General features: G+C 37.2%; 21 protein-coding genes and 1 tRNA gene. 6 read left to right on the top strand and 16 right to left on the bottom strand.

Translation table 11 applies throughout. The annotated features are described in order from the left end of the window. Positions 1-326: 326 nt before the first annotated feature. The 4 genes from ACN5J7_RS04585 to ACN5J7_RS04600 all read right to left on the bottom strand — a co-directional run bounded on the left by ACN5J7_RS04585 (position 327) and on the right by ACN5J7_RS04600 (position 4,897). Complete coding sequence (locus tag ACN5J7_RS04585; RefSeq protein WP_418602995.1) at positions 327-929, bottom strand: helix-turn-helix domain-containing protein; 603 nt, start codon at positions 927-929, stop codon at positions 327-329. A 755-nt stretch (positions 930-1,684) separates the two neighbouring features. Continuing rightward, positions 1,685-2,632, bottom strand: a complete 948-nt coding sequence (locus ACN5J7_RS04590) for an amidohydrolase family protein (RefSeq protein ID WP_418602996.1) — start codon at positions 2,630-2,632, stop codon at positions 1,685-1,687. A 96-nt stretch (positions 2,633-2,728) separates the two neighbouring features. After that, positions 2,729-3,961, bottom strand: coding sequence for a M48 family metallopeptidase (locus tag ACN5J7_RS04595; protein ID WP_311941179.1), 1,233 nt, complete (start codon positions 3,959-3,961; stop codon positions 2,729-2,731). Between the two features lie 114 nt (positions 3,962-4,075). After that, complete coding sequence (locus tag ACN5J7_RS04600) at positions 4,076-4,897, bottom strand: TrmH family RNA methyltransferase (protein ID WP_418602997.1); 822 nt, start codon at positions 4,895-4,897, stop codon at positions 4,076-4,078. Positions 4,898-5,007: 110 nt separating this feature from the next. Between ACN5J7_RS04600 and ACN5J7_RS04605 the strand changes: the two genes are divergently transcribed. Continuing rightward, complete coding sequence (locus ACN5J7_RS04605) at positions 5,008-5,772, top strand: DUF6503 family protein (protein WP_418602998.1); 765 nt, start codon at positions 5,008-5,010, stop codon at positions 5,770-5,772. Positions 5,773-5,822: 50 nt separating this feature from the next. Here ACN5J7_RS04605 and ACN5J7_RS04610 read toward each other — a convergent pair whose 3' ends face one another. From ACN5J7_RS04610 to ACN5J7_RS04620, 3 genes are all read right to left on the bottom strand, one after another. Beyond that, entirely contained in the window at positions 5,823-7,136 is a 1,314-nt protein-coding gene (locus ACN5J7_RS04610) for an amidohydrolase family protein (protein WP_418602999.1), read from the bottom strand. A gap of 12 nt (positions 7,137-7,148) precedes the next feature. Next, on the bottom strand, positions 7,149-10,133 hold the full coding sequence (locus ACN5J7_RS04615) for an amidohydrolase family protein (protein WP_418603000.1): 2,985 nt from the start codon (positions 10,131-10,133) through the stop codon (positions 7,149-7,151). Positions 10,134-10,216: 83 nt separating this feature from the next. Next, a complete protein-coding gene (locus ACN5J7_RS04620) occupies positions 10,217-11,284 on the bottom strand; it encodes a DUF3810 domain-containing protein (protein ID WP_418603001.1) in 1,068 nt (355 codons plus the stop codon). 408 nt (positions 11,285-11,692) lie between these two features. Here ACN5J7_RS04620 and ACN5J7_RS04625 point away from each other — a divergent pair, with 408 nt between their 5' ends. After that, positions 11,693-13,153: an aminoacyl-histidine dipeptidase gene (locus tag ACN5J7_RS04625; RefSeq protein WP_418603003.1), complete on the top strand. Its 1,461-nt coding sequence runs from the start codon at positions 11,693-11,695 to the stop codon at positions 13,151-13,153. A gap of 135 nt (positions 13,154-13,288) precedes the next feature. Here the strand turns inward: ACN5J7_RS04625 and ACN5J7_RS04630 are convergent, their stop codons facing one another. The 7 genes from ACN5J7_RS04630 to ACN5J7_RS04660 all read right to left on the bottom strand — a co-directional run bounded on the left by ACN5J7_RS04630 (position 13,289) and on the right by ACN5J7_RS04660 (position 20,006). Beyond that, entirely contained in the window at positions 13,289-13,798 is a 510-nt protein-coding gene (locus tag ACN5J7_RS04630; RefSeq protein WP_418603004.1) for a hypothetical protein, read from the bottom strand. Between the two features lie 158 nt (positions 13,799-13,956). After that, entirely contained in the window at positions 13,957-14,397 is a 441-nt protein-coding gene (locus tag ACN5J7_RS04635; RefSeq protein ID WP_418603005.1) for a hypothetical protein, read from the bottom strand. A 177-nt stretch (positions 14,398-14,574) separates the two neighbouring features. Continuing rightward, positions 14,575-14,799, bottom strand: a complete 225-nt coding sequence (yidD, locus tag ACN5J7_RS04640; protein WP_418603006.1) for a membrane protein insertion efficiency factor YidD — start codon at positions 14,797-14,799, stop codon at positions 14,575-14,577. Positions 14,800-15,006: 207 nt separating this feature from the next. After that, positions 15,007-16,488 (bottom strand): cysteine--tRNA ligase, encoded by a 1,482-nt coding sequence (gene cysS / locus ACN5J7_RS04645; RefSeq protein ID WP_418603008.1) that lies wholly within the window; start codon positions 16,486-16,488, stop codon positions 15,007-15,009. Positions 16,489-16,518: 30 nt separating this feature from the next. Then, entirely contained in the window at positions 16,519-17,196 is a 678-nt protein-coding gene (gene folE / locus ACN5J7_RS04650) for a GTP cyclohydrolase I FolE (protein ID WP_418603009.1), read from the bottom strand. A 247-nt stretch (positions 17,197-17,443) separates the two neighbouring features. Continuing rightward, the gene (locus ACN5J7_RS04655) at positions 17,444-18,961 is read right to left on the bottom strand and encodes an OmpP1/FadL family transporter (RefSeq protein WP_418603011.1); all 1,518 of its coding nucleotides are present in this window, start codon (positions 18,959-18,961) and stop codon (positions 17,444-17,446) included. A 28-nt stretch (positions 18,962-18,989) separates the two neighbouring features. After that, on the bottom strand, positions 18,990-20,006 hold the full coding sequence (locus ACN5J7_RS04660; RefSeq protein WP_418603012.1) for a hypothetical protein: 1,017 nt from the start codon (positions 20,004-20,006) through the stop codon (positions 18,990-18,992). Positions 20,007-20,106: 100 nt separating this feature from the next. On the opposite strand from ACN5J7_RS04660, the gene proS reads away from it, so the two are divergent. The 4 genes from proS (at position 20,107) to ACN5J7_RS04680 (ending at position 22,587) form a co-directional block, all read left to right on the top strand. Then, a complete protein-coding gene (gene proS / locus ACN5J7_RS04665; RefSeq protein WP_418603013.1) occupies positions 20,107-21,585 on the top strand; it encodes a proline--tRNA ligase in 1,479 nt (492 codons plus the stop codon). Positions 21,586-21,734: 149 nt separating this feature from the next. After that, positions 21,735-21,806: transfer RNA gene (locus tag ACN5J7_RS04670), tRNA-Glu, on the top strand. A 28-nt stretch (positions 21,807-21,834) separates the two neighbouring features. After that, on the top strand, positions 21,835-22,086 hold the full coding sequence (rpsT, locus tag ACN5J7_RS04675) for a 30S ribosomal protein S20 (protein WP_311941227.1): 252 nt from the start codon (positions 21,835-21,837) through the stop codon (positions 22,084-22,086). A 141-nt stretch (positions 22,087-22,227) separates the two neighbouring features. Then, positions 22,228-22,587 carry a hypothetical protein gene (locus ACN5J7_RS04680; protein ID WP_311941231.1) on the top strand — a complete coding sequence of 120 codons (360 nt, stop codon included), beginning with the start codon at positions 22,228-22,230 and terminating at the stop codon, positions 22,585-22,587. 20 nt (positions 22,588-22,607) lie between these two features. On the opposite strand, the gene ACN5J7_RS04685 is transcribed toward ACN5J7_RS04680, so the two are convergent. Continuing rightward, on the bottom strand, positions 22,608-23,036 hold the full coding sequence (locus ACN5J7_RS04685) for a hypothetical protein (protein WP_311941234.1): 429 nt from the start codon (positions 23,034-23,036) through the stop codon (positions 22,608-22,610). Positions 23,037-23,340: 304 nt separating this feature from the next. Beyond that, positions 23,341-24,981, bottom strand: coding sequence for a transcription termination factor Rho (gene rho, locus ACN5J7_RS04690; protein ID WP_418603014.1), 1,641 nt, complete (start codon positions 24,979-24,981; stop codon positions 23,341-23,343). Between the last annotated feature and the right edge of the window lie 92 nt (positions 24,982-25,073).

Here is a 25,073-nt window from a genome sequence, read left to right on the forward strand (position 1 = left end):
GCTGCAATTTGGAATTAGTCTTTTGGAATTTGAAATTTATTGTATTTGGGCGTTTTAACACGCTTTCACTACTCAATCTTTTTGCCGAAAAAGCAAAAAGGATTTCAAACAGGCCGTTCAATCGTTAACGCGCTTATCTGCTAACTTATGTTGTAATTTGATGCTTTTTCGTTTTTGGAAAGGTTCGTTTAACGTTTCGTGTATGGGCAGTGGCGTGGTTCGTCACGGACAATTGCAAACAAGTACTTACCACTGGGAAATCCGCAGGAATTTCCAAGTAGGCAAGGACAAGCCATTGCTTGTACACATTGTTATATGGCGTTTTTTTATTTCAAAAATGGAATTGCAGGTATATATATGTTTTTCAGTCCTTTTTGACTTTTTCTGATGTTCAGGATAATAGAAATTATATTATATAAGTACATAAATAATATCATCAATCCGATAGTTGAGAAATCAGTAATCAATAAAGGAAATGAATTTAATAAATTAAAATTAATTGGTATAAATGAACCTTTAGATGCTATAATTAAAACAATAAATAAAATTAAAGTCCAAGTAATTTGAAAGCTGATTAGTTTTCTACCAGTATCATCAACAAGTTTTATCTTTTCCCTTTTTAAAATCCACATTACAAGAGGAATTATTATTCCCAGTAGAGGCTGAATTAGAATGCTGATAGCACTTAGATTTAAAAGAGTTAAATATCCTTTATCTTCAATATCTGTCCATTCCAAAAGGTCATCTGGTGTCACTCCAAGAGCTTGAGTTAACTTTATCAGAGTATCTCCTCTAGGAATTGACTCTCCTTTTTCAATTCGTTGAATTGTTCTTAGACTTAATTTTGATTCTTCCGCTAGTTGTTCTTGAGAAAATCCTTTTCGGTTTCTTAAATCTTTAATTTTGATTGCTAAGTTTTGATTATTCATTTTGATATGTTTTAATGGTTACTCAGCAAAGGTATTTTCAAGTTGTTCTATTGGTTGCGTCATTTCTATGTCAATCTTATGACATTTTCGCCAACGTTCGGCTCAAATGCCATATAATCGTTCGCGGATATGCGTCATTTTAATGACTTATATCCGACGCTAAACGAATTTCAACATTTTTTCTTACAAAGTCAAATTTTACCTCATAAAAAATCACATTGCCTTAGCGCCTTTGCGCGACAAAATTTATTTACTCAAATTCCCAATCCGTAACAAAAGGTATTTTGCTTTTTTACACATGTGATTATTACCAAGGTGTTTCAGCGTATTTTTATCTATGATTTAAACAAAAAATTTGATTTTTTGAAACCTAAAAATTTAAAATTTTTACCGCTGCCAAATAGAGTATTATTAAAGTGGTGAATAAGCCACTTATCATAATTATAAAGTGCCAATAATAAGTTCTGGCTACCCATGTTTTCCGCATCTTTTTACTGTTTTCTTTTTTGTAAAAACCATCAAAAAACTGCCGAACGAGAAAAGTGACTATTAAAAAAATCGATATCGCTATTAATATTCCCCAAAATTTTTCCATTAGTCAGATTTTTAGTTTATTCATTTGTTGCCAGCGCAGAGAAACAATGCCATTTTAAAGCAGAAGCAAGTTAAGTAAAGTTGAGCTTTTTCGGCTGGTAAACGAAGTTAGCATTTTTTCTTATGAAATCAAAATAGATGCAAACCACTAAGGGTTTGCCTTAATAATCTGTTTTATGTTTTTTAATTTCTTCTTCGGATAATCCTAAAAATTCAGCAGCATTGTTGTAAAATATATCGGCCTTTTGTTCCAAGGTTAAAAATTCGGCAGAATTTATAGCCTCTACACAATCGGTAATAGTTTCTGGCCAAATCATTTGATCTGTTCCAAACATTATTTTTTTGCCCTGCCCTGCGTCAATCAAGCCTTTTAAAAAATTATGAAATTCTTTGCGAGGCAATGCCCAAGCGATAACACCTACCTCTACATAAACCTGCGGATGAGCATACATTAAAGCCTTCATGTCTTCTAAATAGGGCCAGCCGGCATGCATGATAAAGAACTTCATTTTTGGATGTGCCAACAAAATATCTTCAAACTGAAGCGGTTTGCCTTGGTGCGCTCTGGTTTTTGGATATGCAAAATACGCGCCACCTGGGGGCCCGCCGGGATACATGTGATAACCCATCGGAATATTTAATTCTTCAGCTAAATCGTAATACGGCTCTAAGCTTTCGTCAGATGGAAGGAGGCCATCATAACTCGGTGCAATTTCGGCTAGTACATCCAGATTTCCTTCAGCATGTCTTTTTCTTAGTTCTTCAATGGAGTTTTTATGATTATTCCCAATTAATACTAAATCTGGTGCATAACTTTTCCATAATTCACCTTGAGACACCATGGCTTTAACAACTTGATGTTTTTTGTATTGTTGAAAAGTTTCTTCCCTTTGTTTTTCAATAGAGGAAGACGCTATGTGTTTTTTACCGGTTAGTGGGTTTTCGTAATCTACGCCACCAAAAAACATTTTCTCAAAGGCATGCGCGTGCATATCGATTTTTGGTCCATGGTATGCCGTATTCGCATTGCCTATTTCATTTGTTTGGGATTCTGTGTATGTGCAAGCCAGTATTAATATGGCACCCAAGTATAATTTTAATGAATTCATGATTTTATAGTGTTATTTTAAACATAACTAAATCATAAATAAGCTAAATATCGAGGGCAAGAGATTGGTTTCCAGTAAATTTACAAAATAATAGGGTTACTTTTTTAAGTTGGTAATTCTTTGTAATAAGGTAGGGTGCGAATAATGCATAAACACATACGCTTTATGCGGTGTTAAATTGCTTAAATTATTTTTTGAAAGTTTTTTAAGCGACGTGATTAATGGTTCGGCTTTATAGGTGTTTTTGGCATAGTCATCGGCTTGGTATTCAAATTTTCTTGAAAACATATTCATAATCAATCCCGTTATTTCAGAAATAGGCGAGTAGAGTAACCCAAAAGCAATCAACCCAATATGGAAACTCGGTATCTCCACACCCAAAGCTTGTGATAGCAAAGGGTTCGAAATGAACAACGATAAAATATAAAGCGTTAATCCCGTTAATAGAATAGAGGCAAACAAATTGAAAATGATGTGCTTCTTTTTGTAATGCCCAACTTCGTGCGCTAAAACGGCAACGATTTCTTCGTCATCTAAATCGTTAATCAGCGTGTCGTAAAGTGTAACACGTTTTTCGCTACCAAACCCCGAAAAATAGGCGTTGGCTTTGGTGCTTCGTTTGGAGCCATCAATTACAAAAATTTTATCCAATTTAAAACCGACGGTTTTTGCATACGCCGAAATTTTGTCGCGCAAACTGCCTGCTTCCAAAGGCGTTTGTTTATTGAAAAGCGGCACGATTAATTTGGAGTAAAACATATTCATAAACAAGGTAAAAACAGCGACTAAAGCCCAAGCATACAGCCAAAAGTGTTTTCCGGTAATATTGTAAAACCAAATAATCAGTGCTAAAATACCGCCGCCAATAATGGCCATCATCAACCAACCTTTTATTTTATCTAAAAAGAACGTTTTAACGCTGGTTTTATTAAACCCAAATTTTTCTTCAATTACAAAGGTGCTGTAATATGAAAATGGTGTCGTGATAATATCGCTGCCAATCATAATAATTCCGAAGAAAATAAGAGCGATAATAATGGGGTTTTCGCTGTATGTTCGGGCGATGTTATCAACAAATTCAAACCCATCAAAAAGCAAAAAGCCCAAGGTTAAAAGGATTGAAAAGGTTGAGGTAACCAGTCCGAATTTGTAATTAGTGGCTTTATAATTTTGCGATTTTTTGTATTCGGCTTCATCATAAACATCTTGCAACTCTGTTGGAAGGGCATCGTTAAAATGTTTGGCGTTTAAAGCATCGAGAATTTTATCAACCAAAAAATTGATGATGATAATGGCAATGATGATGTAAAATAGTGTTGTTGATGTCATATTAATTCTTTACTGTCATTGCGAGAAGCTTTTTCAGCGACGTGGCAATCTGTTTGTTTTTAGTTCTAATTTATAGTATTCTGCCTTGCGACTTAGCGTCTTTGCGAGAAAAAATCATTTAAACTCCCGTTGACGTTTAGCCTCAAAAATAAGAATTCCGGCTGCAACCGACACATTCATGGAGTCTATTTCGCCTTGCATGGGAATAATGATATTTTGGGTTGAAATTTCTAGCCATTCCTCACTTAAACCTGTGGCTTCCGTTCCCATAACAATGGCTGTGGGTTTTGTAAAATCTTGGGTATGGTAATTAACCGAAGCTTGCAACGCCGCACAGTAAATATTGATTTTTTTAGTTTTTAAAAAGGAAATGATTTCTGTGGTGCTGCCCGTTGCAATTTGATTGGTAAACACGCAGCCCACACTAGAACGGATGATGTTTGGATTGTATAAATCGGTCTTCGGGTTTGCAATGATTACCGCATCTGCATTGGCAGCGTCGGCGGTTCGTAAAATGGCACCGATATTACCGGGTTTTTCGGGGGCCTCCGCCACTAAAATCAATGGGTTTTTGGTTTTGAATTCTAAATTTGAAACCGTATGGTTTTTGCTTTTTGCAACGGCTAAAACACCTTCGGTAGTATCACGATAGGCTAATTTTTGATAGACTTCTTTTGAAATTTCAATGAAATTGGGTAGGGCTTCGATTGCGCTCAGCCTGACATTAGTTGTTAAGTTGTTAAGTTGTTCTTTGGTAAATAACTCTGGATAAAACAAAACGGTTTCCAAACCGTAATTACCTTTAATAGCCAGCGAAATTTCGCGTTCGCCTTCAATTAAAAACGTGCCTGTTTTTTTGCGTTCGCGCGACTTGTCTTTTAGCTGTGCAAGTTGTTTAATGAATGTATTTTGAATGCTGGTAATTTCTTTATTCATAATAATAACAAAAGTAATTTATTTTAATGTAATTGAATGGAGTTTTTACCGACTTAAGAATCTAATTTCTTAACCAAGCCATTGTGAGAGCTCTATATTTATTAATGTCAATGATTTTGATTGTTTCTTGCAAACAATCCTCAGAAACAAAAAAGGAAAATGTTAACGTTGAAGACACTCCAACTATTTCAAAAGCTTATCCTGAAAATATTTCAAAAATTTTCAAGGCACACGGCGGATTGGAAATTTGGAATACAATGAACACCTTAAAATTCACGATGCCAAAAGAAGATGGGAACGAGGTGACCACAACCCATTTAAAAAACAGAAAATCCTTAATTGAAATGCCACATCACATCGTTGGGTTTGATGGAAAAAATGTTTGGTTAAAAAACAAAGACACGACAACATATAAAGGCAATGCTAAATTTTATTACAATTTGATGTTTTATTTTTATGCCATGCCTTTTGTTTTAGCGGATGATGGTATTGTTTATGAAGATACAGATCCTTTGGTTTTTGAGGGTAAAACCTATCCTGGAATTAAAATCTCTTATAACACTGGAATAGGCGAATCACCTGAAGACGAATACATTTTGTATTACGATGCTGAAATACACAACATGGTTTGGTTGGGCTATACGGTAACCTTTTTTACAGATGAAAAAAGCAAGGAGTTTCATTTTATAAAATATAGCAATTGGCAAACGGTTGAAGGTTTGTTGTTGCCAGAAACCTTAACTTGGTATAATTATGAAAACAATAAACCCACAACAAAGCGCAACGATTTAAAATTTACGGATGTGGTTTTATCAAAAGAAAAACCATCAGATGCTTTATTTGAAATGGTTGAAGGTGCTACGATTGTGGAATAACATTTAGCTTAAAAAAAAGCTTCGTATAAATTTATACGAAGCTTTTTTTATTATTGATTTTTATACTTCTCCGAATAGCGTTTCCAAAGTTTGGTTTGATGCGTTTCTAGGCTAATTTCCCTGCCATCAATAAAGGCATGCTCTATAATATTGGTTCGCATATCCAAAGCGTCACCTTCGCTAATAAATAGGGTGGCACTTTTACCAGGTTCTAAACTTCCGTATTTCGCATCGATACCCAATATTTTAGCAGAGTTTAGGGTGATAAGCTGTAAAGCTTGCGCTTTGGTTAAACCGTGTGCCACAGTTGTGCCGGCATAAAATGGCAGGTTTCTTGAGTTCATACGCTCCATTCTTCCGCCAGAAGCCACTTGTAACGCCACTAAAACCCCATTGTCTACCAATAGTTTGGCGGTTTTAAAGGGCAGATCGTAATCGTCGTCATCACTATTTGGTGTAGCGTGTACACGTCGTAATAGTACGGCAATGTTGTGTTGTTTTAATAACCCCGGAATTTTATAAGCATCGCTACCGCCAACAATCACCATCTTTTTAACCCCGTTTTCTTTTGAAAAATGAATGGCATCGGTAATGCCTTTTTCGTCGTTTACGTTGATGTAAAGCGTTTTAGAACCATCAAAAATGCCTTGTATGGCTTCGAAAGGTAGATTTATCTCTGGTTTATTTCCTTGGTTATAGGCCTTACTTTCTTTAAAATAATTGGCGATTTCGGTTACCTGTTCCCCATATTTTTTGTTTGGCTTAAGCCCTGGGTCTTCACCAAGCCACCAACGTCCGCTGGTAAAGCTACTCGGCCAATTCATATGAATGCCATCATCGGTTTTTACAGCCGCATCTTCCCAATTCCAAGCATCAAATTGAACTACTGACGAGGTGCCCGAAATACGACTGCCACGTGGTGTAATTTGCCCTAAAAGCACCCCATTGGGACGCATAGACTCAACAATCTTGGATTCAGCATTGTAGGCAATTAAACTTCTAATATGAGGATTCATTAAACCCATTTCTTCATCGTCTTTTGAAGCTTTCACAGCACTAACTTCAACGAGACCCAAAGTGGAATTAGGAATAATAAATCCGGGATAAACATGTTTCCCATTGGCATTAATTACGTGCATACCCGCTAAATCTATATTAGCAACAGTCATATCTGCAACTGTATGAAGCTTTCCGTCTTTAACAATAATAATACTCTTTTCAATAACGTTGCCGTTGCCAATATGAGCCGTTGCACCAACAATGGCAAAATCTTTAGTTTGTTTTGCAGCTGGTGTTTGTTGTGCCATTACCATTGAAACACACAACATAATAATGAGTAAGAATGATAGTTTTAAATTTTTCATCGTGATAAATTTTTAGTGTTGGTGTTCTTCGTTATCGATTGAATCGCAGTGTAAATGTTCTTTCACTTTCTTTTTAATAGGCTGCGTTTTTAAACCTTTGTTTTTGGCTTGCATCATCATATTAATAAGTGTGCTTTTTTCGTCTTTTATTTTAGTACGTTTTGCTTCATCTTGCTTTAAATCGAAATAGGTGACACCCTCGATAATGGTTTTTTCAGCCTTGGCGTAAACGGAAAGCGGATGGTCTGACCATAGCACCACATCGGCATCTTTACCCACTTTAATACTGCCAACTCGATCATCAATATGTAGCAGTTTTGCAGGGTTGAGCGTTACAAATTTCCAAGCCTCTTCTTCGCTGATACCGCCGTATTTTACAGATTTTGCGGCTTCTTGGTTTAGTCGGCGGGACATTTCGGCGTCGTCGCTATTAATAGCCACCGTTACACCGGCGTTGTGCATAATGGCCGCGTTATACGGTATCGCATCGTTAACCTCGTATTTGTAGGCCCACCAATCGCTAAACGTCGAGCCGCCAACCCCGTGTGCTTTCATTTTATCGGCCACTTTGTAGCCTTCCAGAATATGGGTAAACGTATTGATGTTAAAGTCGAATTTTTCAGCTACTTTCATAAGCATATTTATTTCGCTTTGTACATACGAGTGGCATGAGATAAAACGCTCTTTATTTAAAATTTCTGCCAGCACGTCTAATTCAATATCTTTTCTGTACGGTTTGCCGCTTTTCTTTAAGGCGTCGTAGGCTTTAGCTCTATTAAAATAGTCAATAAAAACCTGCTCAACGCCCATACGTGTTTGCGGAAAACGAACATTGGTCTGGGCACGGGTTTGTTTTACATTTTCACCCAATGCGAATTTGATGAATTTCGGACTGTTTTCGTAGATGAGATTATCTGCCGATTCGCCCCATTTTAATTTGATGATGGCCGACCGACCGCCAATGGGATTCGCAGAACCATGTAATATTTGAATGGAAGTAACGCCGCCAGCTAGGTTTCGGTATATGCCAATATGGGTTTCGTCAATAACATCTTCAATGCTTACTTCGGCTGAAGAATTTTGTCCGGCTTCATTCACTGATGATGTGGCAATATGCGAATGCTCATCAATAATTCCAGCGGTTAAATGCTTGCCCGTGGCATCGATAATTTTAGCACTTCTATCGGATAAGTTTTGGCCAATCTTGGCAATCTTTCCGTTTTTAATTAACACATCGGTATTCTGTAAAACACCTTCTTTTTCGCTGGTCCAAACGGTAGCATTTTTAAATAATAGTGTTTCGGCTTTTGGCAATGCTTCAAATCCATACGAATTGTTAGGGAAGGTTATAGGCAACACTTTTTCGGTTTCTGTTTTTTCTTTTTTCGTGTCATCTTTTGAAGGGTCTTTTTCTGCATCAGATGATTTTGCAAAAAACGAAAACTCATTGCCGTTTGGCATAATGGTTTTACCGCTTAGGTTTTTGTTGGCGTCAATAGTTGCGGCAATCCTTATAAATTCCTGTTTTGTAGAATCGGCAGTTGTAAAGGCAATATTAACCCAATCGTTGGTGTATGTTATTTTAGAACCAAGCGTTTTATCATTGCTGGTAATCTCAGATTTAGGTTTGCTTAATTCGCCTTTAATCTTCATGTTGTAGTCGTTTCCGGCAACTGTAAATTCGTAAGTACCTCTAATATCCTTGGTGTTTAAAGGCTCTAAAACATGTGGGTTACCTTGAACCCAATTTTCGTAAAGCGTCGTTTTTTTATCAAAAATATCTCCGGAAGTAATTAAGAAATTAGCAAAACTTCCGTTTGTTAAAGAACCAATGACATTGGGTTTTCCTAAAAGTTGTGCCGGAATCGTAGTTAAAGCTTCCAACGCCTTTTCTTTGGAAAGGCCATATTCAATAGCTTTTAAAAGATTGGATTTAAAATCTTTAGGCGATTTTAAATCGTGGGTTGTTAAAGCAAAATTGATGTTGTTTTCGGCCAAAACTTTTGGGTTGGCAGGTTTTTGGTTCCATGCGCGCATATCACCCAACGATAAAGTTGATGCTAAAAAAGGATCTTCAACATCGTAGGCATTGGGGAAATTAATGGGAATAATTAGCGCTGCATTTGTGGCTTTAACTTCGTTAATACGCTCGTATTCATCGCCGCCGCCAACAATTACATATTGCACGTTGTGAGCATCGCCAACCTTATCGGCCCTTAAAATATTGGCCCGACTTCCAGCCTCGAAAATTTGAACTAAATTTTGGTTGCGGTTTAATGCTTCAAGCGATAAATCCTTGGTTTTGCTCAATCCTTTAGCGTACCAATCGGCATCTAAATACATTTGGCGCAACAACGCCATCGCACCCATTAAAGAGTTGGGATAGACCTGTCTTGAGGTTACACTTTTTCTAAAAGAAAAATATTGCCCCGAGTTCGCATCCAAAACCCGAGTTTCGTTACCATCTTTTTCGTTGAGCGCTACAAGCGTTCCACTACCTCTTACAATACCATCTTGAATGTGTGTGTTTACAACACCAAAACCAGCTTTAAGTAATTCGGTAGCCGATTTAGAGTCGTATTTAAAGGCAGTAGTGGCCTTGTTTTCAGGCATAACGTGGTCGTTCCAATAATAGCCCGTTCTGCTGGCATCGTATTGGGCGCTTCGGCTACTGCTTGACGAACGTTGCGGTTTTTCAACTCCAAAGCTGGAATACATATCAATAAACGACGGATAGATACTTTTGCCCGAAACGTCTATAATTACAGCGTTTTTAGGAATGCTTACAGAGGTTCCCGTGGCAACTACTTTACCATCGCGAATAAGCAAGGTACCTTTATTAATAACCTGTGTGGGCGTTACATAAATTTTGGCATTGGTAAATGCGGTGAAGTTGGTGTTTTTTGCCGTTACGCCATCATTTTTTGGAAAATAATCTTGCGACAATACAGACAAACTACACAACAGAGTCAGGATTAAAAACTGCTTTTTTATCATTATAATGGTTAGTTAAAAAGTTTAATTTCTAAAGATATAAATTAAGAAGATAGTTGTGGCGTATTAAGAATTTTTTAACATTGTTACAAGGTAGCGTCTTCAAAATAATTAACCAACAAGGCCACAACGTAGTTGTAACTTTCCATGCCTTTACTTTGGTTGTTAACTTTTAAAAAATTACCGTAAAAAAGCTTAAACAAAGGCTCGGTTGGGTTTTGGTGCGCTTCCCAAAACAAACGCACTTCCTCATAATTTTTTAAGATACCAATATTTACATCGGCAACAATGGTTTCGTATAAGGCTTCATCGCGTCGGTAAATTTCATTCAAACAAAACCGCAGTCCAAAGGTGTAGCCAGAGTATTTAAAGTAAATGTCATCGTTATTTATAGTGGCCAAAAACCCAATAAAATTAGCTTCGTTTTCGGCGGCATAACCCAACTGATGTGCAATTTCGTGTGCCGTAGTTGTGGGGAATTTATAAACCGGAATCAAGCCATCCACCTGCGCTTCGTTGGTTAACGGATTCAAATAACCGCTAAAACCCATATAGGTTAAAGGGTAGCTAAACAACGATTTTTTAACACTTTTCGGGTGATATTCCAAATGCGGAAACGTCTCCTTTAAATGGTCGTAACCATTTTGGGTACGCTTAAAAATTTCAGATTTGCTATACGGCACCGCCACCCTTACCGTATCGTTATCGGTAATTTTTAAATGGTATGCGTTCGATTTTTCAATCAGGTTTTTAGTCACCAAAACCAACTGTTCGGTGGTGTAATCGTGGTTTAAATTCAGGTTTTTATGTAGTGGTAGCCGGTAATAATTCAAGCCCCAAAGCGCATGGAACGCAAAGTAAAAAATCGACAAAACCGCAACCACATCCACCAACCATTGCTTGGTATCCTTTCGCAAACGCTTCCTGTTTTTATACAGCCATCGCACCGCGTAAATAATGGCAAATGCGTAAATAAAATCGCCAAACGAAAACGGCAACCAACCCAAAACATACCTAAAAATTTTCGAAATAAAAGGGTACAAACCATTGCTGTAATAGGTTTCAACAAACTCCGGATTGTTTGATAATAATTTGATTAAAAAATACTGCGGAATCAATAAAAGTGCAATAATCGTTTTCTTATTCTTTGGCATCTTTCAAAAGTACATGAATTTTTTTATTTGAAATTTTACAATGACAAATGAAAAAAATTATATGGACTAACAAAGTGGTTACTATGGTGAAACTAAATTTTGTACAGAAGAAAAGTAATAAAAATTTGTACCCAACGGCAGTTGTTTATGTGTTAAGGTTTCTTCCTGCTTTCCGCTGTATCTTTTTAAAAAGTCATTGCGAGGAGCACGAGACGTGGCAATCTGTCAATATTTTATTCTGCATAAAATTAAGTCTACTTTCTTTTTTAAAAAGGATGCCGCTGCAATCAGGAGTAGCTGCCAAAGTCTGTCTTTATTTATTATGTAAATTTCCTTTTAGGTTTTTAAAACCCGCAAGGTATTCCGGTTCACTATTCGTATCTTTGAGGCTTTAAAAAACAAAAACCAATGAGCTCAGAAATAAGACAACTCGAACCACAACAACTCTGGAATAAATTCGCCGACTTAAATGCCGTACCGCGACCCTCGAAAAAAGAAGAACGCGTTATCGCATTCATGAAAGATTTTGGAAAAAACCTCGGCTTGGAAACCATCGAGGACGAAGTGGGAAACGTGATCATAAAAAAACCGGCAACAGCAGGAATGGAAGATCGCGTTACCATTGTGATGCAGTCGCATTTAGATATGGTGCACCAAAAAAACAACGACACGGTTTTCGATTTTGATACCCAAGGTATCGAGATGTTTGTTGAGGGCGATTGGGTAAAAGCCAAAGGCACAACTTTGGGCGCCGATAACGGCTTGGGCGTTGCCACCATAATGGCCATTTTAGAAAGTACCGATATTCCGCATCCGGCCATTGAAGCATTGTTTACCATTGATGAAGAAACAGGAATGACGGGCGCCATGGGACTAAAAGGCGGATTGCTTACTGGCGAAATACTTTTAAATCTGGACACCGAAGAAGATGACGAAATAGGCGTGGGTTGCGCCGGCGGTGTAGATGTTACGGCTACCCGAACTTACAACGAAGAAGAAACACCGGAGTTTAAAATAGGTTACGAAATTAATGTAAAAGGTTTACAAGGCGGCCATTCGGGAATGCAAATCCATGAAGGATTGGGTAATGCCAACAAACTAATGAATAGGGTGTTGTTTGATGGTTTCGAGAATTTCGGATTGCGCATTTCAGAAATCGATGGCGGCAGTTTACGTAATGCCATTCCACGAGAAAGCAAAACCATTGTTGCTATTGACGCCATTCATGAAGATGCGTTTGTGTTGGAAATGAAACAACAGGCCGATACCATAAAAAAAGAGCTTAAAACCATGGAACCCGATTTGGAAATTACCGTTTCTAAAACCGATACACCACCAAAAATTATGGATTTGGGCGTTCAAGAAGGTTTAACACGGGCTTTGTATGCAGCCTTAAATGGCGTGTACCGCATGAGTGCCGATATACCCGATTTGGTGGAAACCTCAAATAATATCGCACGCGTTATTGTAAAAGACGGTAACATTAAAATAGGGTGCTTAACACGAAGCTCGGTGGAGAGTTCTAAACTGGATTTGGCAAATACCCTGCGCGCCACCTTTGAGTTAACAGGTTGCGAGGTGGAGTTTTCTGGCGATTACCCGGGTTGGACACCCAATATGGATTCTGCGATTTTAAAGGTAATGACGAAGTTATACGAAGATTTAAACGGCGAAAAACCGCATGTAGCGGCATGTCATGCCGGATTGGAATGTGGTATTCTAGGGCAAAATTACCCAGACATGGATATGATTAGTTTCGGACCCAACATAAAAGGCGCACACTCACCCGATGAACGTGCCCAAATATCATCGGCGCAAAAATATTGGACATTTGTTTTGGAGATTTTAAAGGCGATACCTAAGAAATAAAATGTTTTTTTTGGGGTTTGTTTAACTTGTTTGTGTAAGGATTGTTGCGTGGTTCTTCACGGACAATTGCAAACAGGTACTTGCCATTGCAAAAAGCGGATTGCCTTATGATGAGAACTATGTTTCAAAATTAGCTTAATAATATTTGTTTTTTAACTCAGTTCTTTGTTGGCTTACGTTTTTTATCTTATTATAAATAAAAATTATAGCTAAAACTTCTCCCAAATAATAAAAAAATGATTGTACAAAATACAAATCGATACTATTCTTTAAAAATTCGTGATATGATAAGAATCCTTCATTGAAAGAATCAGGTTCAAATAAAGTTTTAATCGAAGGAAATGCAATTTGAAAAATTTGAAGTATGAAATAAATCAAAAAACTCCAGACAAAATATTTTAGAACATTTTCATTAATAGAGTTATACTTTTTTAATACATAGTTAACAAGGAAATAAACTAATATGAGGAATAGAGAAAGTTCAAATATTTGAGAAAGCCAGAAATTCCATAAATTTGGGATTCCAATATAAATGAAAAGATCTTTAGTGAAATCACCAAGAAAATAAGAAATATTAGATGTAATTTTATATACAAATATTCCTATAGCAATAAAGCCCAATAATTTATTTTTGTTTATTTCCAATAATTGTGTATTTGAGTTATTTCTAAATGTATGCCAACGTGTTTGGCTATAGTTTCGTTGCGTGAAAATCCGCGAGGATTTTCCGCCGTAAACCGCAGATAGTATAAGTGCGAGGACTTTCCGAGAGGAAAGTCAGAAGCAATGAACTATAGCCGGTGTTAGCCACTGGTTTTATTTTTCTTTTTTATCAGTCCGTAAATTATATTAATCGGAAAAATTAATTGTCCAATAATCATTAGCAAAAGAATCAGAGTGATAATTAAAGTCAGATTATTATTGAATTCATATTCCATAATTTCAGTCCGATAAAATTTGGTCAAAATCCAGACAATAAAAGTTCCGCCAAAAGTCAGTCCAATATGAGTCCAATTCAGCCACTTTGATAATTTTCGGTCAGATTTTAGCATAATCCAATATCCGATTCCGATTACTCCAAAAAGTATTGAAATCAGAATTGCCAAATGGAAATAGGCAATAACATAATAAGTGTCGTGAATATTTATGTCCAACATTGTGTCTCCGCTCAAAATTCCAATCAGCATTATTATTGGAATCGCAAGTAAGAAAATTAGATGTGGTTTTTCAATTAGTTTGTTCATTCAACTTGTGGCTAACAATTATATAAAGTTAATATTAACTATACACTAATTATGCGTGTAATAGTAAATGCAGTAAACGAAATTATACTTTTTTTCTGACAAAGTCAAAATTAGTAAAACGAAATAAACAGATTTTTGTATGGTAACGGAAGTTATCGGAACTTTTTAGCAAAAATATTAAGGCACAGGGTCGTACCCAGAGCCGCCCCAAGGATGGCAACTAAATATGCGTTTTATGGCTAACCAACCGCCTTTTAAAAGCCCGTGTTTTTGCAAGGCTTCTTTGGAGTAATGCGAACAGGTTGGTTGAAATCTACAGGTGGCAGGCGTTAATGGCGATATCAGGGTTTGATACACTTTTATTAAAAACAAAAACGGTGCAATGAGTAGTTTTTTTAACATTAGTTTTGTCATTCCCTCGGAGGAGGGAGTCTTTTATTTGAGCCTCAATTATTGTAAAATGGATGCCGCATCACATTTCGATTTGTCTCCATGTTTATGGAATCAAATCGTGTGGCGTCTACCTGAACTTGTATTAGGTTCCCATTAGGTTTGTACACACTTTATGTGATTCTGAAACAAGTTCAGAATGAGACGGCACAACATAAATTAATTTACAGTAAACGTGGTGCCGTCTTTACCGTCTTTTAGCTGAATGCCAACAGCGGCTAATTCATCCCTGATTTTATCCGATAAAGCAAAATCTTTATTCGCTCTGGCGTCTTGTCGTAATTTAATCAACACATCAACGGCAGCAGAAAGTTTATCGGTTCCGGAGTCGTTTTTTGTGATGTTTTCTAAGCCTAAAATATCAAAAACAAAGGCATTTATGGTGTCTTTTAATGTGGTTAAGTCTTCAGCGTTTATAGTTTCCGATCCTTCTTTTATTTGGTTGATGTATTTAACGGCTTCAAACAAATGCGCGATTAAAATGGGCGAATTAAAATCGTCGTTCATCGCATCGTAACATTTTTGTTTCCAACCGTTAATATCAACCGATGAGGTTTCGGAGGGTTTTAAATCGTCTAATAAATTCACCGCATCCATTAATCGGAAAAAACCTTTTTCGCTTGCCAATAAACCGGCATCGGTTAAATCTAAAACACTGCGATACGACGATTGTGCATTAAAAAAACGAATGACACTTGGCGCATAGGCTTTACTGAAAATACTGTTATTTCCAGATAGTAATTCGTCGGGATTTATAGTGTTTCCGGTAGATTTGGACATGCGTTGTCCGTTCATTTCCAGCATATTGGCGTGCATCCAATAGTTTACCGGCGGTTTTCCTTTTGCTGCTTCGTTTTGTGCAATTTCACATTCGTGGTGCGGAAATTTTAAATCCATGCCACCACCATGAATATCAAATTGTTCGCCCAAATACTTCGTGCTCATCGCTGTACACTCTAAATGCCAACCTGGGAAACCATCGCTCCAAGGCGAAGGCCAACGCATAATATGCTGCGGTTCGGCTTTTTTCCAAAGGGCAAAATCTTGTGGATTTTTTTTATCGCTTTGGCCGTCCAATTCACGAGTGTTGTGTATTAAATCTTCAAGCTTTCGTTTGCTTAAAATACCGTAATGGTTGGTTTCGTTGTATTTGTGAACGTCAAAATATACCGATCCGTTAACTTCGTAGGCAAAACCATTTTCTATAATGGTTTCAATCAGCTCGATTTGCTCAATGATATGGCCCGTTGCCGTAGGCTCAATACTTGGTGGTAAAAAATTGAATATTCTTAGTACGTTATGAAAATCAACGGTGTACCGCTGTACCACTTCCATCGGTTCAATTTGTTCTAAACGTGCTTTTTTAGTGATTTTATCTTCGCCTTCATCGGCATCATTTTCCAAATGCCCCGCATCGGTAATATTGCGAACATAACGCACTTTATATCCCAAATGCTTTAAGTATCGAAAAACCATATCGAAAGACATAAAGGTTCTTACATTGCCCAAATGCACATTGCTGTAAACGGTAGGACCGCAAACATACATGCCCACGTAACCGTCGTTAATGGGTTTGAAGGTTTCTTTTTTACCAGAAAGTGAGTTGTATAGTTTTATCTGTTGGGTTTGATATAACTGCATTTTGGTTGGTTTATTTTAAACGAACTTAATTTAAAATTTCGTGTCTAATTTAATGTAATCTAAAAATTCCCTACGTGTAGCTTCTTCTTTAAATTTACCTCCAAATTCTGAAGTAACGGTACTGCTTTCAATATCTCTAATGCCTCTTGAGTTTACGCATAAATGTTTGGCATCAATAACACAAGCCACATCTTTGGTGTTTAAAACCTCTTGCAATTCTTTTACAACTTGTATGGTTAAGCGCTCTTGTACTTGCGGGCGCTTTGCAAAATAATCGACAATCCGGTTCATTTTGGATAGTCCAACCACCGTGCCGTTTGAAATATAAGCAATGTGTGCTTTCCCAACGATGGGCAATAAATGATGCTCGCAGGTTGAATACACCGTAATGTTTTTTTCAACCAGCATTTCGCCGTATTTATATTTGTTTTTGAAGGTTGAAGCATTTGGTTTTTTCTTCGGATCTAAGCCTCCAAAAATTTCTTTAACAAACATTTTTGCTACTCGATTTGGCGTGCCGTTTAAACTATCGTCGCTTAAATCTAAGCCTAAAGTTTCCATAATATGGCGCACGTCGTCTTTTATGATGTCTATTTTTTCTTCGTTTGAAAGTTTAAAGGCATCATTGCGCATTGGCGTATTTGATGAAGTTCCAATATGGTCGTCTCCTAAAGATTCGAATTCTTCTATTTTATTTTCAATTTTCATCAGTTAAAAAAATCTTATTTATAAGTCTGCAAAGATAAACAAAACACTTTTGTTATGTTTTGTATTAACAAACAATTAATTACAATGGAACGCTAGGGTTTTAAATCGTGGTTTCAAATATAAACTGTCATTCCCGTAAACGCGGGAATCTGTGTATTTGTCTGCTTTTTACGGGTTAAATTACAAATAAAGCAAAAAGCTTGAATAGACTGTATTCAAGCTTTTTTAAAAATAGATTTATTATTTTTTAGATATTGAAACTTAACGATAAGGTTAGGTTGGAATTTGTTCTATCAACCAAAGCAGCGTCGGTTAAGCCAACATTGTATAGTTGGGTTTCGTTTGTTCTGTTTGATTGATCGTAAGTAACATCTAATTTTGTGTTTCCGAAGTTATACCCAATTCCGAAAGAATAGCCTGTTAAATCGCCAACCGTAACGCCATTTTTGTATGGGCTTTCTTCAAAACGATAACCGCCTCTAAAACTGAATTGCTTGTGCTTGTACTCGCCGCCCAATCGATATGTTGCAGCATCGGCAAGCATGTTGCTACTGTTGTTGTTTACGTTGGTGTAATCGTTTTCCGGTTTAAACTTTGTACTGCTGTAATCTTTACGCGAATAATCGAAACTTATTAAGCCTTGTTGCCCAAAAACGTATGCTAAACTACCCGTGATTTTTGAAGGTGTTTGTAACTTGTATTGTGGATAGATATTGATTATTTGCGGATTTATCACCTGCGTTTCCATGGTACCGGCATCATCCCTTACGGTTGCTAAATATTGTGTGGTTTCTTCCTCCATGGTGTACCATGTTGGTGAATCATAGGTGAAGCCTACCCTAAATTCCGGACTAAGTTTTAAAATACCACCCAATTGAAAAGAGAACCCATTTCCTCTTGTTGATAACGTGTTTTCAAATTCAATATCATTTATTAGTGAGCCTGAATTGGCATTGTCTTCAAACAATAAGGTTGAACGTTGGAAATCTATAAAGTGCGAATTAAGGTTTAAACCTAAATATAGATTTTCCTCGTATTGGGCAGCCATATTAAAGGTTAGTTTGCCATTGTAACCCGTAGAGGTATAGGTGTAATCGTGATTGAAATCGCCGTTTGCTAAATTCGAAAAATAAGTTGTATTGGCATCGTTATTAATATCGTCTGGTTCTAAAATATAGGATTCAAACCCTAAAAAAGCTTGCTGGTGAGCAAAACCATAAACATTGCCAATATCTGCATAGGCATCGGTAAGCGATTCGCCATCTAATGCCGAAATTTCATCTAATCTTAAACCGTCGGCATAATTTAAAAAATAGAGGTCTATGGATTGGTTGTTGGTGTTTGTTCCGAAGGCAAACCAATTGTTATCAAAATCGTTGGTTTTTTCGTAAGCCACGCCCATTGTGAATTTTCTCCAAGGCGAATTATTTCTACTCGCAAAAACAAATACGGCACCACCTTGATTGATGTCGAAATTAGAATCATTGGTGCTTCCGGAGCCATTAAAATATTGCGTATCGTTGGTGGTCTCCAAAGTAGATAGTGTAAACGAGGCGTGACTGCTACTAAAAATCGCTGATCCTGCAGGGTTTAGGCTCACCGCACTCATATCGCCACCAAGCGCACCAAATGCACCGCTTAAAGCCCTGAAACGAGCCGTTCCCTGTATGTTATCTTGCGAATAACGTATAGCATCTGTTATGTCTTGAGCGTATATTGTAGACATAGATAGGATACCTATGAATAGTAAATGTAACTTTTTCATATCTATTGAATTTTTCTTTTTTTAGATTTTATCCGCGTCTTCCTCTTGATGAACTACTTGAACTTCTACTAGTGCCACTAGAACTTCTGCTACTTGATGAAGATGACCTTGTAGTTGTTCCCGAACTTCTGCTACTAGACGATGATCTTGAGGCAGAGGAATTGGAGCTTCTTCTACTCGTTCCAGAATTATAAGTGCTTGAAGGTCTGGTTGAGGTTCTGTTTCTTCTTACAGCCGGTGTAGACGACCTTGTTGTTGAATTTCTGGCCGGAGCTGCTGTAGAGCGTCGTCTAACCACATTAGTGCCTACGCGCGAATTTGTTGAATTGTTTCTATTTATTGTTGAGGTTGAACTGCTTCTTCTTGAGTTATAATATCTTGAATTGGTCGAATTGATGCCACTTGAACGGTTTGAAAAACTACCGCGTCTGCTTGCGTTATAAGCTAAACCTCGGTTGTAGTAGCGATTGTTTCCGTAATATCTGTAGTTTCTATAGGGGTAACCATAATAGCCGTAGCCGTATCTATAAGGATTGTAAAAGCCACCATACAAACCGCCAATATAAAAAGAAGGGTGCCAGTAAGAGTCATAATAACCATAATTACGCCATCCATTATAGCCCCAATGGTTATAATACGGTCTGTGCCACCAATAATTATACCCATAGCTCGGATAAATATTTATCGATATTTCGCTGATATCCTGTCCCCAACCCGCATAGCCTTGATAGTTGTTATTAATGGAGTCGTTTTCAACATAATTATTGCCTACATAAGAATCGATATCTGTAAACACCTCATCGTTTGCCATATTTTCATACTCTAAAGCCTTGGTCTTAAAGTAGTTTTGGTAATAATTGTTTTGCGAATTATCATTAACCGCTACAACAGGTTGCTCTTGCTGTACAGGTTGTTCCACAGTGCCGTAAATACCATCATTGTCAACGCCTACGTATTGATAAGAACCACACGATGATAAACCAAGTAGCAAAACAAAGCTTGCTAAGATTGGTATTTTTCTGTTTAGGTAGTTATTAAATTGCATATCTCCAGAATTTTATTGTTGAACATAACAAAAATAGTTAGTTTTGCCGAACTATTTCTTTTATTTAACATAATCACAATATTTGTGCCAAAACATTAATATGAGCAAAAAATTGACGAGTAGAGCAGCAGATTATTCAAAATGGTATAACGAACTTGTTGTTAAGGCTGATTTAGCAGAGAATTCTGCCGTGAGAGGTTGTATGGTTATTAAGCCTTATGGTTATGCAATTTGGGAGAAAATGCAGGCAGAATTGGATAAAATGTTTAAGGAGACAGGACATCAAAATGCTTATTTCCCATTATTTGTGCCCAAAAGTTTGTTTGAAGCTGAAGAAAAAAATGCTGAAGGTTTTGCAAAAGAATGTGCTATTGTTACTCATTATAGACTTCAAAATGACCCTGATAAACCGGGGAAACTAAGAGTTGATCCAGAAGCCAAATTAGAAGAAGAGTTGATTGTAAGGCCAACAAGCGAAGCCATTATTTGGAACACCTATAGGGGCTGGATTCAGTCTTACAGGGATTTACCGTTGTTAATCAACCAATGGGCAAATGTGGTGCGTTGGGAAATGCGTACCCGTTTATTTTTGCGCACAGCCGAATTTTTATGGCAAGAAGGCCATACGGCTCACGAAACCAAAGCTGAAGCCATGGCTGAAGCTAAATTAATGAATAATGTGTACGCCACTTTTGCCGAGAATTTTATGGCCATACCAGTAATACAAGGTTTAAAAACGGAAAGCGAACGTTTTGCGGGCGCCGAGGAAACCTTTTGTATTGAGGCCTTAATGCAAGACGGGAAGGCGTTACAAGCAGGAACGTCACATTTTTTAGGTCAGAATTTCGCCAAAGCTTTTGATGTTAAGTTTGCAAATAGAGAAGGTAAACAAGACTATGTTTGGGCGACCTCATGGGGCGTTTCCACACGATTAATGGGCGCTTTAATTATGACACATAGTGACGATAACGGGTTGGTGTTGCCTCCTAGTTTAGCGCCAAATCAAGTTGTAATTGTACCTATTTATAAAAGTGAGGAACAACTGGAAGCGATTAGCAATGTTGTAAATGGTATTATGGGTGATTTGCGTGCAAAAGGAATTACTGTAAAGTACGACAACAGAACAACACACAGACCCGGAGCTAAATTTGCACAGCACGAATTACAAGGTGTACCGCTAAGAATAGCCATTGGTGCGAGAGACTTGGAAAACGGAACGGTTGAATTGGCAAGACGCGATACATTAACAAAGGAAACCATTGCAATAAGTGATTTAACCGAAACGGTTGAAGGTTTAATGGTCGAAATTCAAGAATCCTTGTTTAATAAAGCTTTAGATTTTAGAAATAACCACATTACGGAAGTGGATACCTTTGAAGACTTTAAAACCGTTTTGGAAACCAAAACAGGCTTTATTTCGGCACATTGGGATGGCACCACGGAAACAGAAGATAAAATAAAAGAACTTACAAAAGCGACCATAAGATGTGTTCCGTTGGATTCGGTAAACGAAGACGGGGTTTGCGTGTATAGCGGAAAGCCTTCAAAACGTAGAGTATTGTTCGCAAAAGCGTATTAAATAAAATTTTTTAAAAAAAGTTTATTTAGGTATTGCAAGAGTGGAAAATAGTTGTATTTTTGCATCCGCAATGGAAAACATTGTGAGTTATTTGAAAGGTATTGCAAGTTTAAGTATTAGTACTTATCTTTGCGCACTTAAAAACAAATGGCCCGTTCGTCTATCGGCTAGGACGCCAGGTTTTCATCCTGGTAAGAGGGGTTCGATTCCCCTACGGGCTACAATATTTTAATAATAGAAAAAAACAAAATGGCAAATCATAAGTCAGCATTAAAAAGAATTAGAAGTAACGAAGCGAAACGCTTGGTTAATAGGTATCAGCATAAAACAACTCGTAGTGCTATTAAAAAGTTACGTGAGTCAACAGATAAGAAGGAAGCTGAGAAATTGTTTCCTACTGTAGTTTCTATGTTAGATAAATTAGCTAAGAAAAACGTAATTCACGCTAACAAAGCGGCTAACTTAAAGTCTGGTTTGGCAAAACACGTTGCTGCGCTTTAATTAGTTTTAAAGGTTTATAATATTTGAAAGCTTCTCAGAAATGAGAAGCTTTTTTTTGTGATTTTTTTATGCGGTTATAGTGTGAAAAGCATTTTAAAGATATAAATTTGCAGGTATTAAAAGTTAATCAATTATAGCCCTTTGGAAAATAAAAACGCCATTAAATTAATAGATAAAATTCTTAAAGACCTTGACAAAACAGGTTTTGATTCGGATACCTTAATAGATGATATTAAAACATTGCGAACGTATGCTTTAGAGCAGCAAATCCCTTTAGTGGTTAAGGTGCTTAGGTTATCTTACGAGCATATTGAAGCCAACAACTCGTTTTTTATACCCATTCCGAATGATGAGCCAATTGAAGAAGATGGCACTGTTGAAACAACCGATACCACTCCTGTAGAAAGTTTTAAATATTTAATTTCGCTTATTGGAAATCTAAACAATAAATCGAATGTTGCGGACTTGAAAGAATACAGAGATCTTTTGAATCGTTATTGATTTTGTTTTAAAACCATTATTTATTCTTTACATATTTTACCATCGATGATTATGGATTCGTCTTTAAGTTTTAAAGTGGAACGATAGAAGAAACATCGGCCTTCAATTTTAATTTTTTCGACCAAAATTCCACCGTTATCATTTATAAACTTTTGGTAATCCAGAAGTTTGTTTTTGGCTGGGTTGAATTTGCCTGTATAGGTGCAGTCGTCTATCCAATTAAGTGTAATATGTACTTTACTGGGCATGTCCATGTCTTCTAACTCTTTTGGCTTTTCCAATAAAACTTCGGTCTGATTGTTGCCTCGTCGGGTGATTTTAGTTACAGACGGTAATGGCTTCTCAATAGTCATTATAAATGTTCCATTCTTAAAATCTCGACATTCCAAATTTTGACTAACGGCATTTAAACCAAAAAGGATGGTGAGAATGCATATGGTTTTTTTCATGTTGTTTTGGTTAGTTGATTGCGACAAGATAATACATTTAATATTTTAATGTTAAACTTGAAATGTTATTAAAATATTAAAACGAGTTGCTAATCCGCGTTAGCGATTGAACGGTTTGTTTGAGCTCCCCGACGAAGGAGGGAGCGAGTAGTGAAAGCGCGACCCCGATTTTTTTCGGGGTAACGCCCAACCTCTCGATATAATATCGGTAAAAAACGGAATCACTCGAGGTAATAGCAAAAAAAACCTTAACACTAATGTGCTAAGGTTTTTTGAATTTGAGTTAGTCTGTTGTTTAATTGTGTTATCCGTTCATGGAAATTAAAAACTCCTCATTGTTTCTGGTTTGTTTGAAACGCTCGTTAATAAATTCCATGGCTTCAACAGGGTTCATGTCTGCAAGGTATTTGCGCATTACCCACATGCGTTGAATGGTGTTGTCGTCCAATAGGATATCATCACGTCGCGTGCTTGACGATGTTAAATCGATTGCCGGGAAAATTCTACGGTTGGATATTTTTCTGTCCAATTGCAGTTCCATATTACCGGTACCTTTAAATTCTTCAAAGATCACCTCGTCCATTTTAGAGCCTGTTTCGGTTAGTGCCGTTGCGATAATGGTTAACGAGCCGCCGTTTTCAATATTACGGGCCGCACCAAAAAAGCGTTTTGGTTTGTGCAGTGCATTGGCATCTACACCACCACTTAGTATTTTTCCGGAGGCAGGTTGCACGGTATTGTAGGCTCTCGCCAAACGTGTAATGGAATCTAACAGGATTACCACATCGTGCCCGCATTCTACCAGTCGTTTTGCTTTTTCTAAAACGATGTTTGCAATTTTTACGTGTTCGTGCGCTTCTTTATCAAAGGTTGAAGCAATCACTTCGCCACGTACGTTGCGTTGCATATCGGTAACTTCTTCGGGGCGTTCGTCAATCAATAAAATCATTTGGTACACTTCCGGATGGTTTGCCGCAATAGCATTGGCCACGTCTTTTAACAACATGGTTTTTCCTGTTTTTGGTTGCGACACAATCATACCACGTTGCCCTTTACCAATTGGTGCAAACAAATCCATGATACGTGTTGAAATGGTGCTTTGTTTTTCGGCTATATTAAATTTTTCCTGTGGGAATAACGGTGTTAAATGCTCGAAAGACACACGGTCTCTAACCACATTTGGATTCTGCCCATTAATTTTACTTACCTTAATTAAAGGGAAATATTTTTCACCTTCTTTTGGCGGGCGCACATGCCCTAAAACGGTATCTCCGGTTTTTAAACCGAATAAACGGATTTGCGATTGCGATACATATATATCGTCTGGTGATGATAAATAGTTGTAATCTGATGAGCGTAAAAACCCATAGCCATCTTGCATAATATCTAAAACACCTTCGCTTTCAATAATGGCATCAAATTCGAAATCTGGCTCCCGATAGCGGTTTCTGCTATCCTTATTGCCTTTGTCAATATTGCCGTTTTTCTGGTTTTTATGCTGATTTTTATGCGGTTGGTTGCTGTCTTTTTTTTGATGTGTTTTTTGTGGGTTGTCCTTTTTGCTATCGGAAGAAGGCCTGGGATTAGGCTTGTGGGCTGGTTTTCTTTCTTCTTTTTTCTCCGGTGAAGCTTCCGTTGATTTTACTTCCGGTGTTTTGCTTTTTTCTTGTGGTTTTTCTTCGCGTTTCGCAGGCTCGTTTTTAGCGGGCTTTTGCACGCGCTGTCTGGGTTTTCTTGGTTCGGGCTTTTTGTTGGTGTCGGCCTCAGAAGTTTGTTTGGGTTCTATCACGGCGGTTACTGCTTTTGGGTCGGCAGCTTGTTGGTCGAGTATTTGGTAAACTAAATCTAATTTTTTTAGAGAACGGTATTTTGGGACGTTCAATTTTTTTGCAATCTCCTGTAAATCAGTGAGTTTCTTTTCTTTTAATTGTGAAATTTCAAACATTGATGTTTAATTGAATAAGTATGTTGAGTATAATTTTGATAATATTCTGAAAATGATTTCTTTAATTTGAAGAATTAACAACCTGCAATAGT

This window comes from Hwangdonia sp., assembly GCF_048381975.1.
Classification (GTDB): Bacteria; Bacteroidota; Bacteroidia; order Flavobacteriales; family Flavobacteriaceae; genus Hwangdonia; species Hwangdonia seohaensis.

Bases quoted from the DNA above. Each gene is read 5' to 3' on its own strand.
- ACN5J7_RS04585 (WP_418602995.1), bottom strand. From the start codon at position 929: ATGAATAATCAAAACTTAGCAATCAAAATTAAAGATTTAAGAAACCGA.
- folE (WP_418603009.1), bottom strand. From the start codon at position 17,196: ATGAAAATTGAAAATAAAATAGAAGAATTCGAATCTTTAGGAGACGAC.
- ACN5J7_RS04600 (WP_418602997.1), bottom strand. From the start codon at position 4,897: ATGAATAAAGAAATTACCAGCATTCAAAATACATTCATTAAACAACTT.
- ACN5J7_RS04620 (WP_418603001.1), bottom strand. From the start codon at position 11,284: ATGCCAAAGAATAAGAAAACGATTATTGCACTTTTATTGATTCCGCAG.
- ACN5J7_RS04655 (WP_418603011.1), bottom strand. From the start codon at position 18,961: ATGAAAAAGTTACATTTACTATTCATAGGTATCCTATCTATGTCTACA.
- proS (WP_418603013.1), top strand. From the start codon at position 20,107: ATGAGCAAAAAATTGACGAGTAGAGCAGCAGATTATTCAAAATGGTAT.
- rpsT (WP_311941227.1), top strand. From the start codon at position 21,835: ATGGCAAATCATAAGTCAGCATTAAAAAGAATTAGAAGTAACGAAGCG.
- ACN5J7_RS04595 (WP_311941179.1), bottom strand. From the start codon at position 3,961: ATGACATCAACAACACTATTTTACATCATCATTGCCATTATCATCATC.
- ACN5J7_RS04660 (WP_418603012.1), bottom strand. From the start codon at position 20,006: ATGCAATTTAATAACTACCTAAACAGAAAAATACCAATCTTAGCAAGC.
- ACN5J7_RS04605 (WP_418602998.1), top strand. From the start codon at position 5,008: ATGATTTTGATTGTTTCTTGCAAACAATCCTCAGAAACAAAAAAGGAA.
- ACN5J7_RS04685 (WP_311941234.1), bottom strand. From the start codon at position 23,036: ATGAAAAAAACCATATGCATTCTCACCATCCTTTTTGGTTTAAATGCC.
- ACN5J7_RS04615 (WP_418603000.1), bottom strand. From the start codon at position 10,133: ATGATAAAAAAGCAGTTTTTAATCCTGACTCTGTTGTGTAGTTTGTCT.
- rho (WP_418603014.1), bottom strand. From the start codon at position 24,981: ATGTTTGAAATTTCACAATTAAAAGAAAAGAAACTCACTGATTTACAG.
- ACN5J7_RS04610 (WP_418602999.1), bottom strand. From the start codon at position 7,136: ATGAAAAATTTAAAACTATCATTCTTACTCATTATTATGTTGTGTGTT.
- ACN5J7_RS04635 (WP_418603005.1), bottom strand. From the start codon at position 14,397: ATGAACAAACTAATTGAAAAACCACATCTAATTTTCTTACTTGCGATT.
- ACN5J7_RS04625 (WP_418603003.1), top strand. From the start codon at position 11,693: ATGAGCTCAGAAATAAGACAACTCGAACCACAACAACTCTGGAATAAA.
- yidD (WP_418603006.1), bottom strand. From the start codon at position 14,799: ATGTTAAAAAAACTACTCATTGCACCGTTTTTGTTTTTAATAAAAGTG.
- ACN5J7_RS04590 (WP_418602996.1), bottom strand. From the start codon at position 2,632: ATGAATTCATTAAAATTATACTTGGGTGCCATATTAATACTGGCTTGC.
- cysS (WP_418603008.1), bottom strand. From the start codon at position 16,488: ATGCAGTTATATCAAACCCAACAGATAAAACTATACAACTCACTTTCT.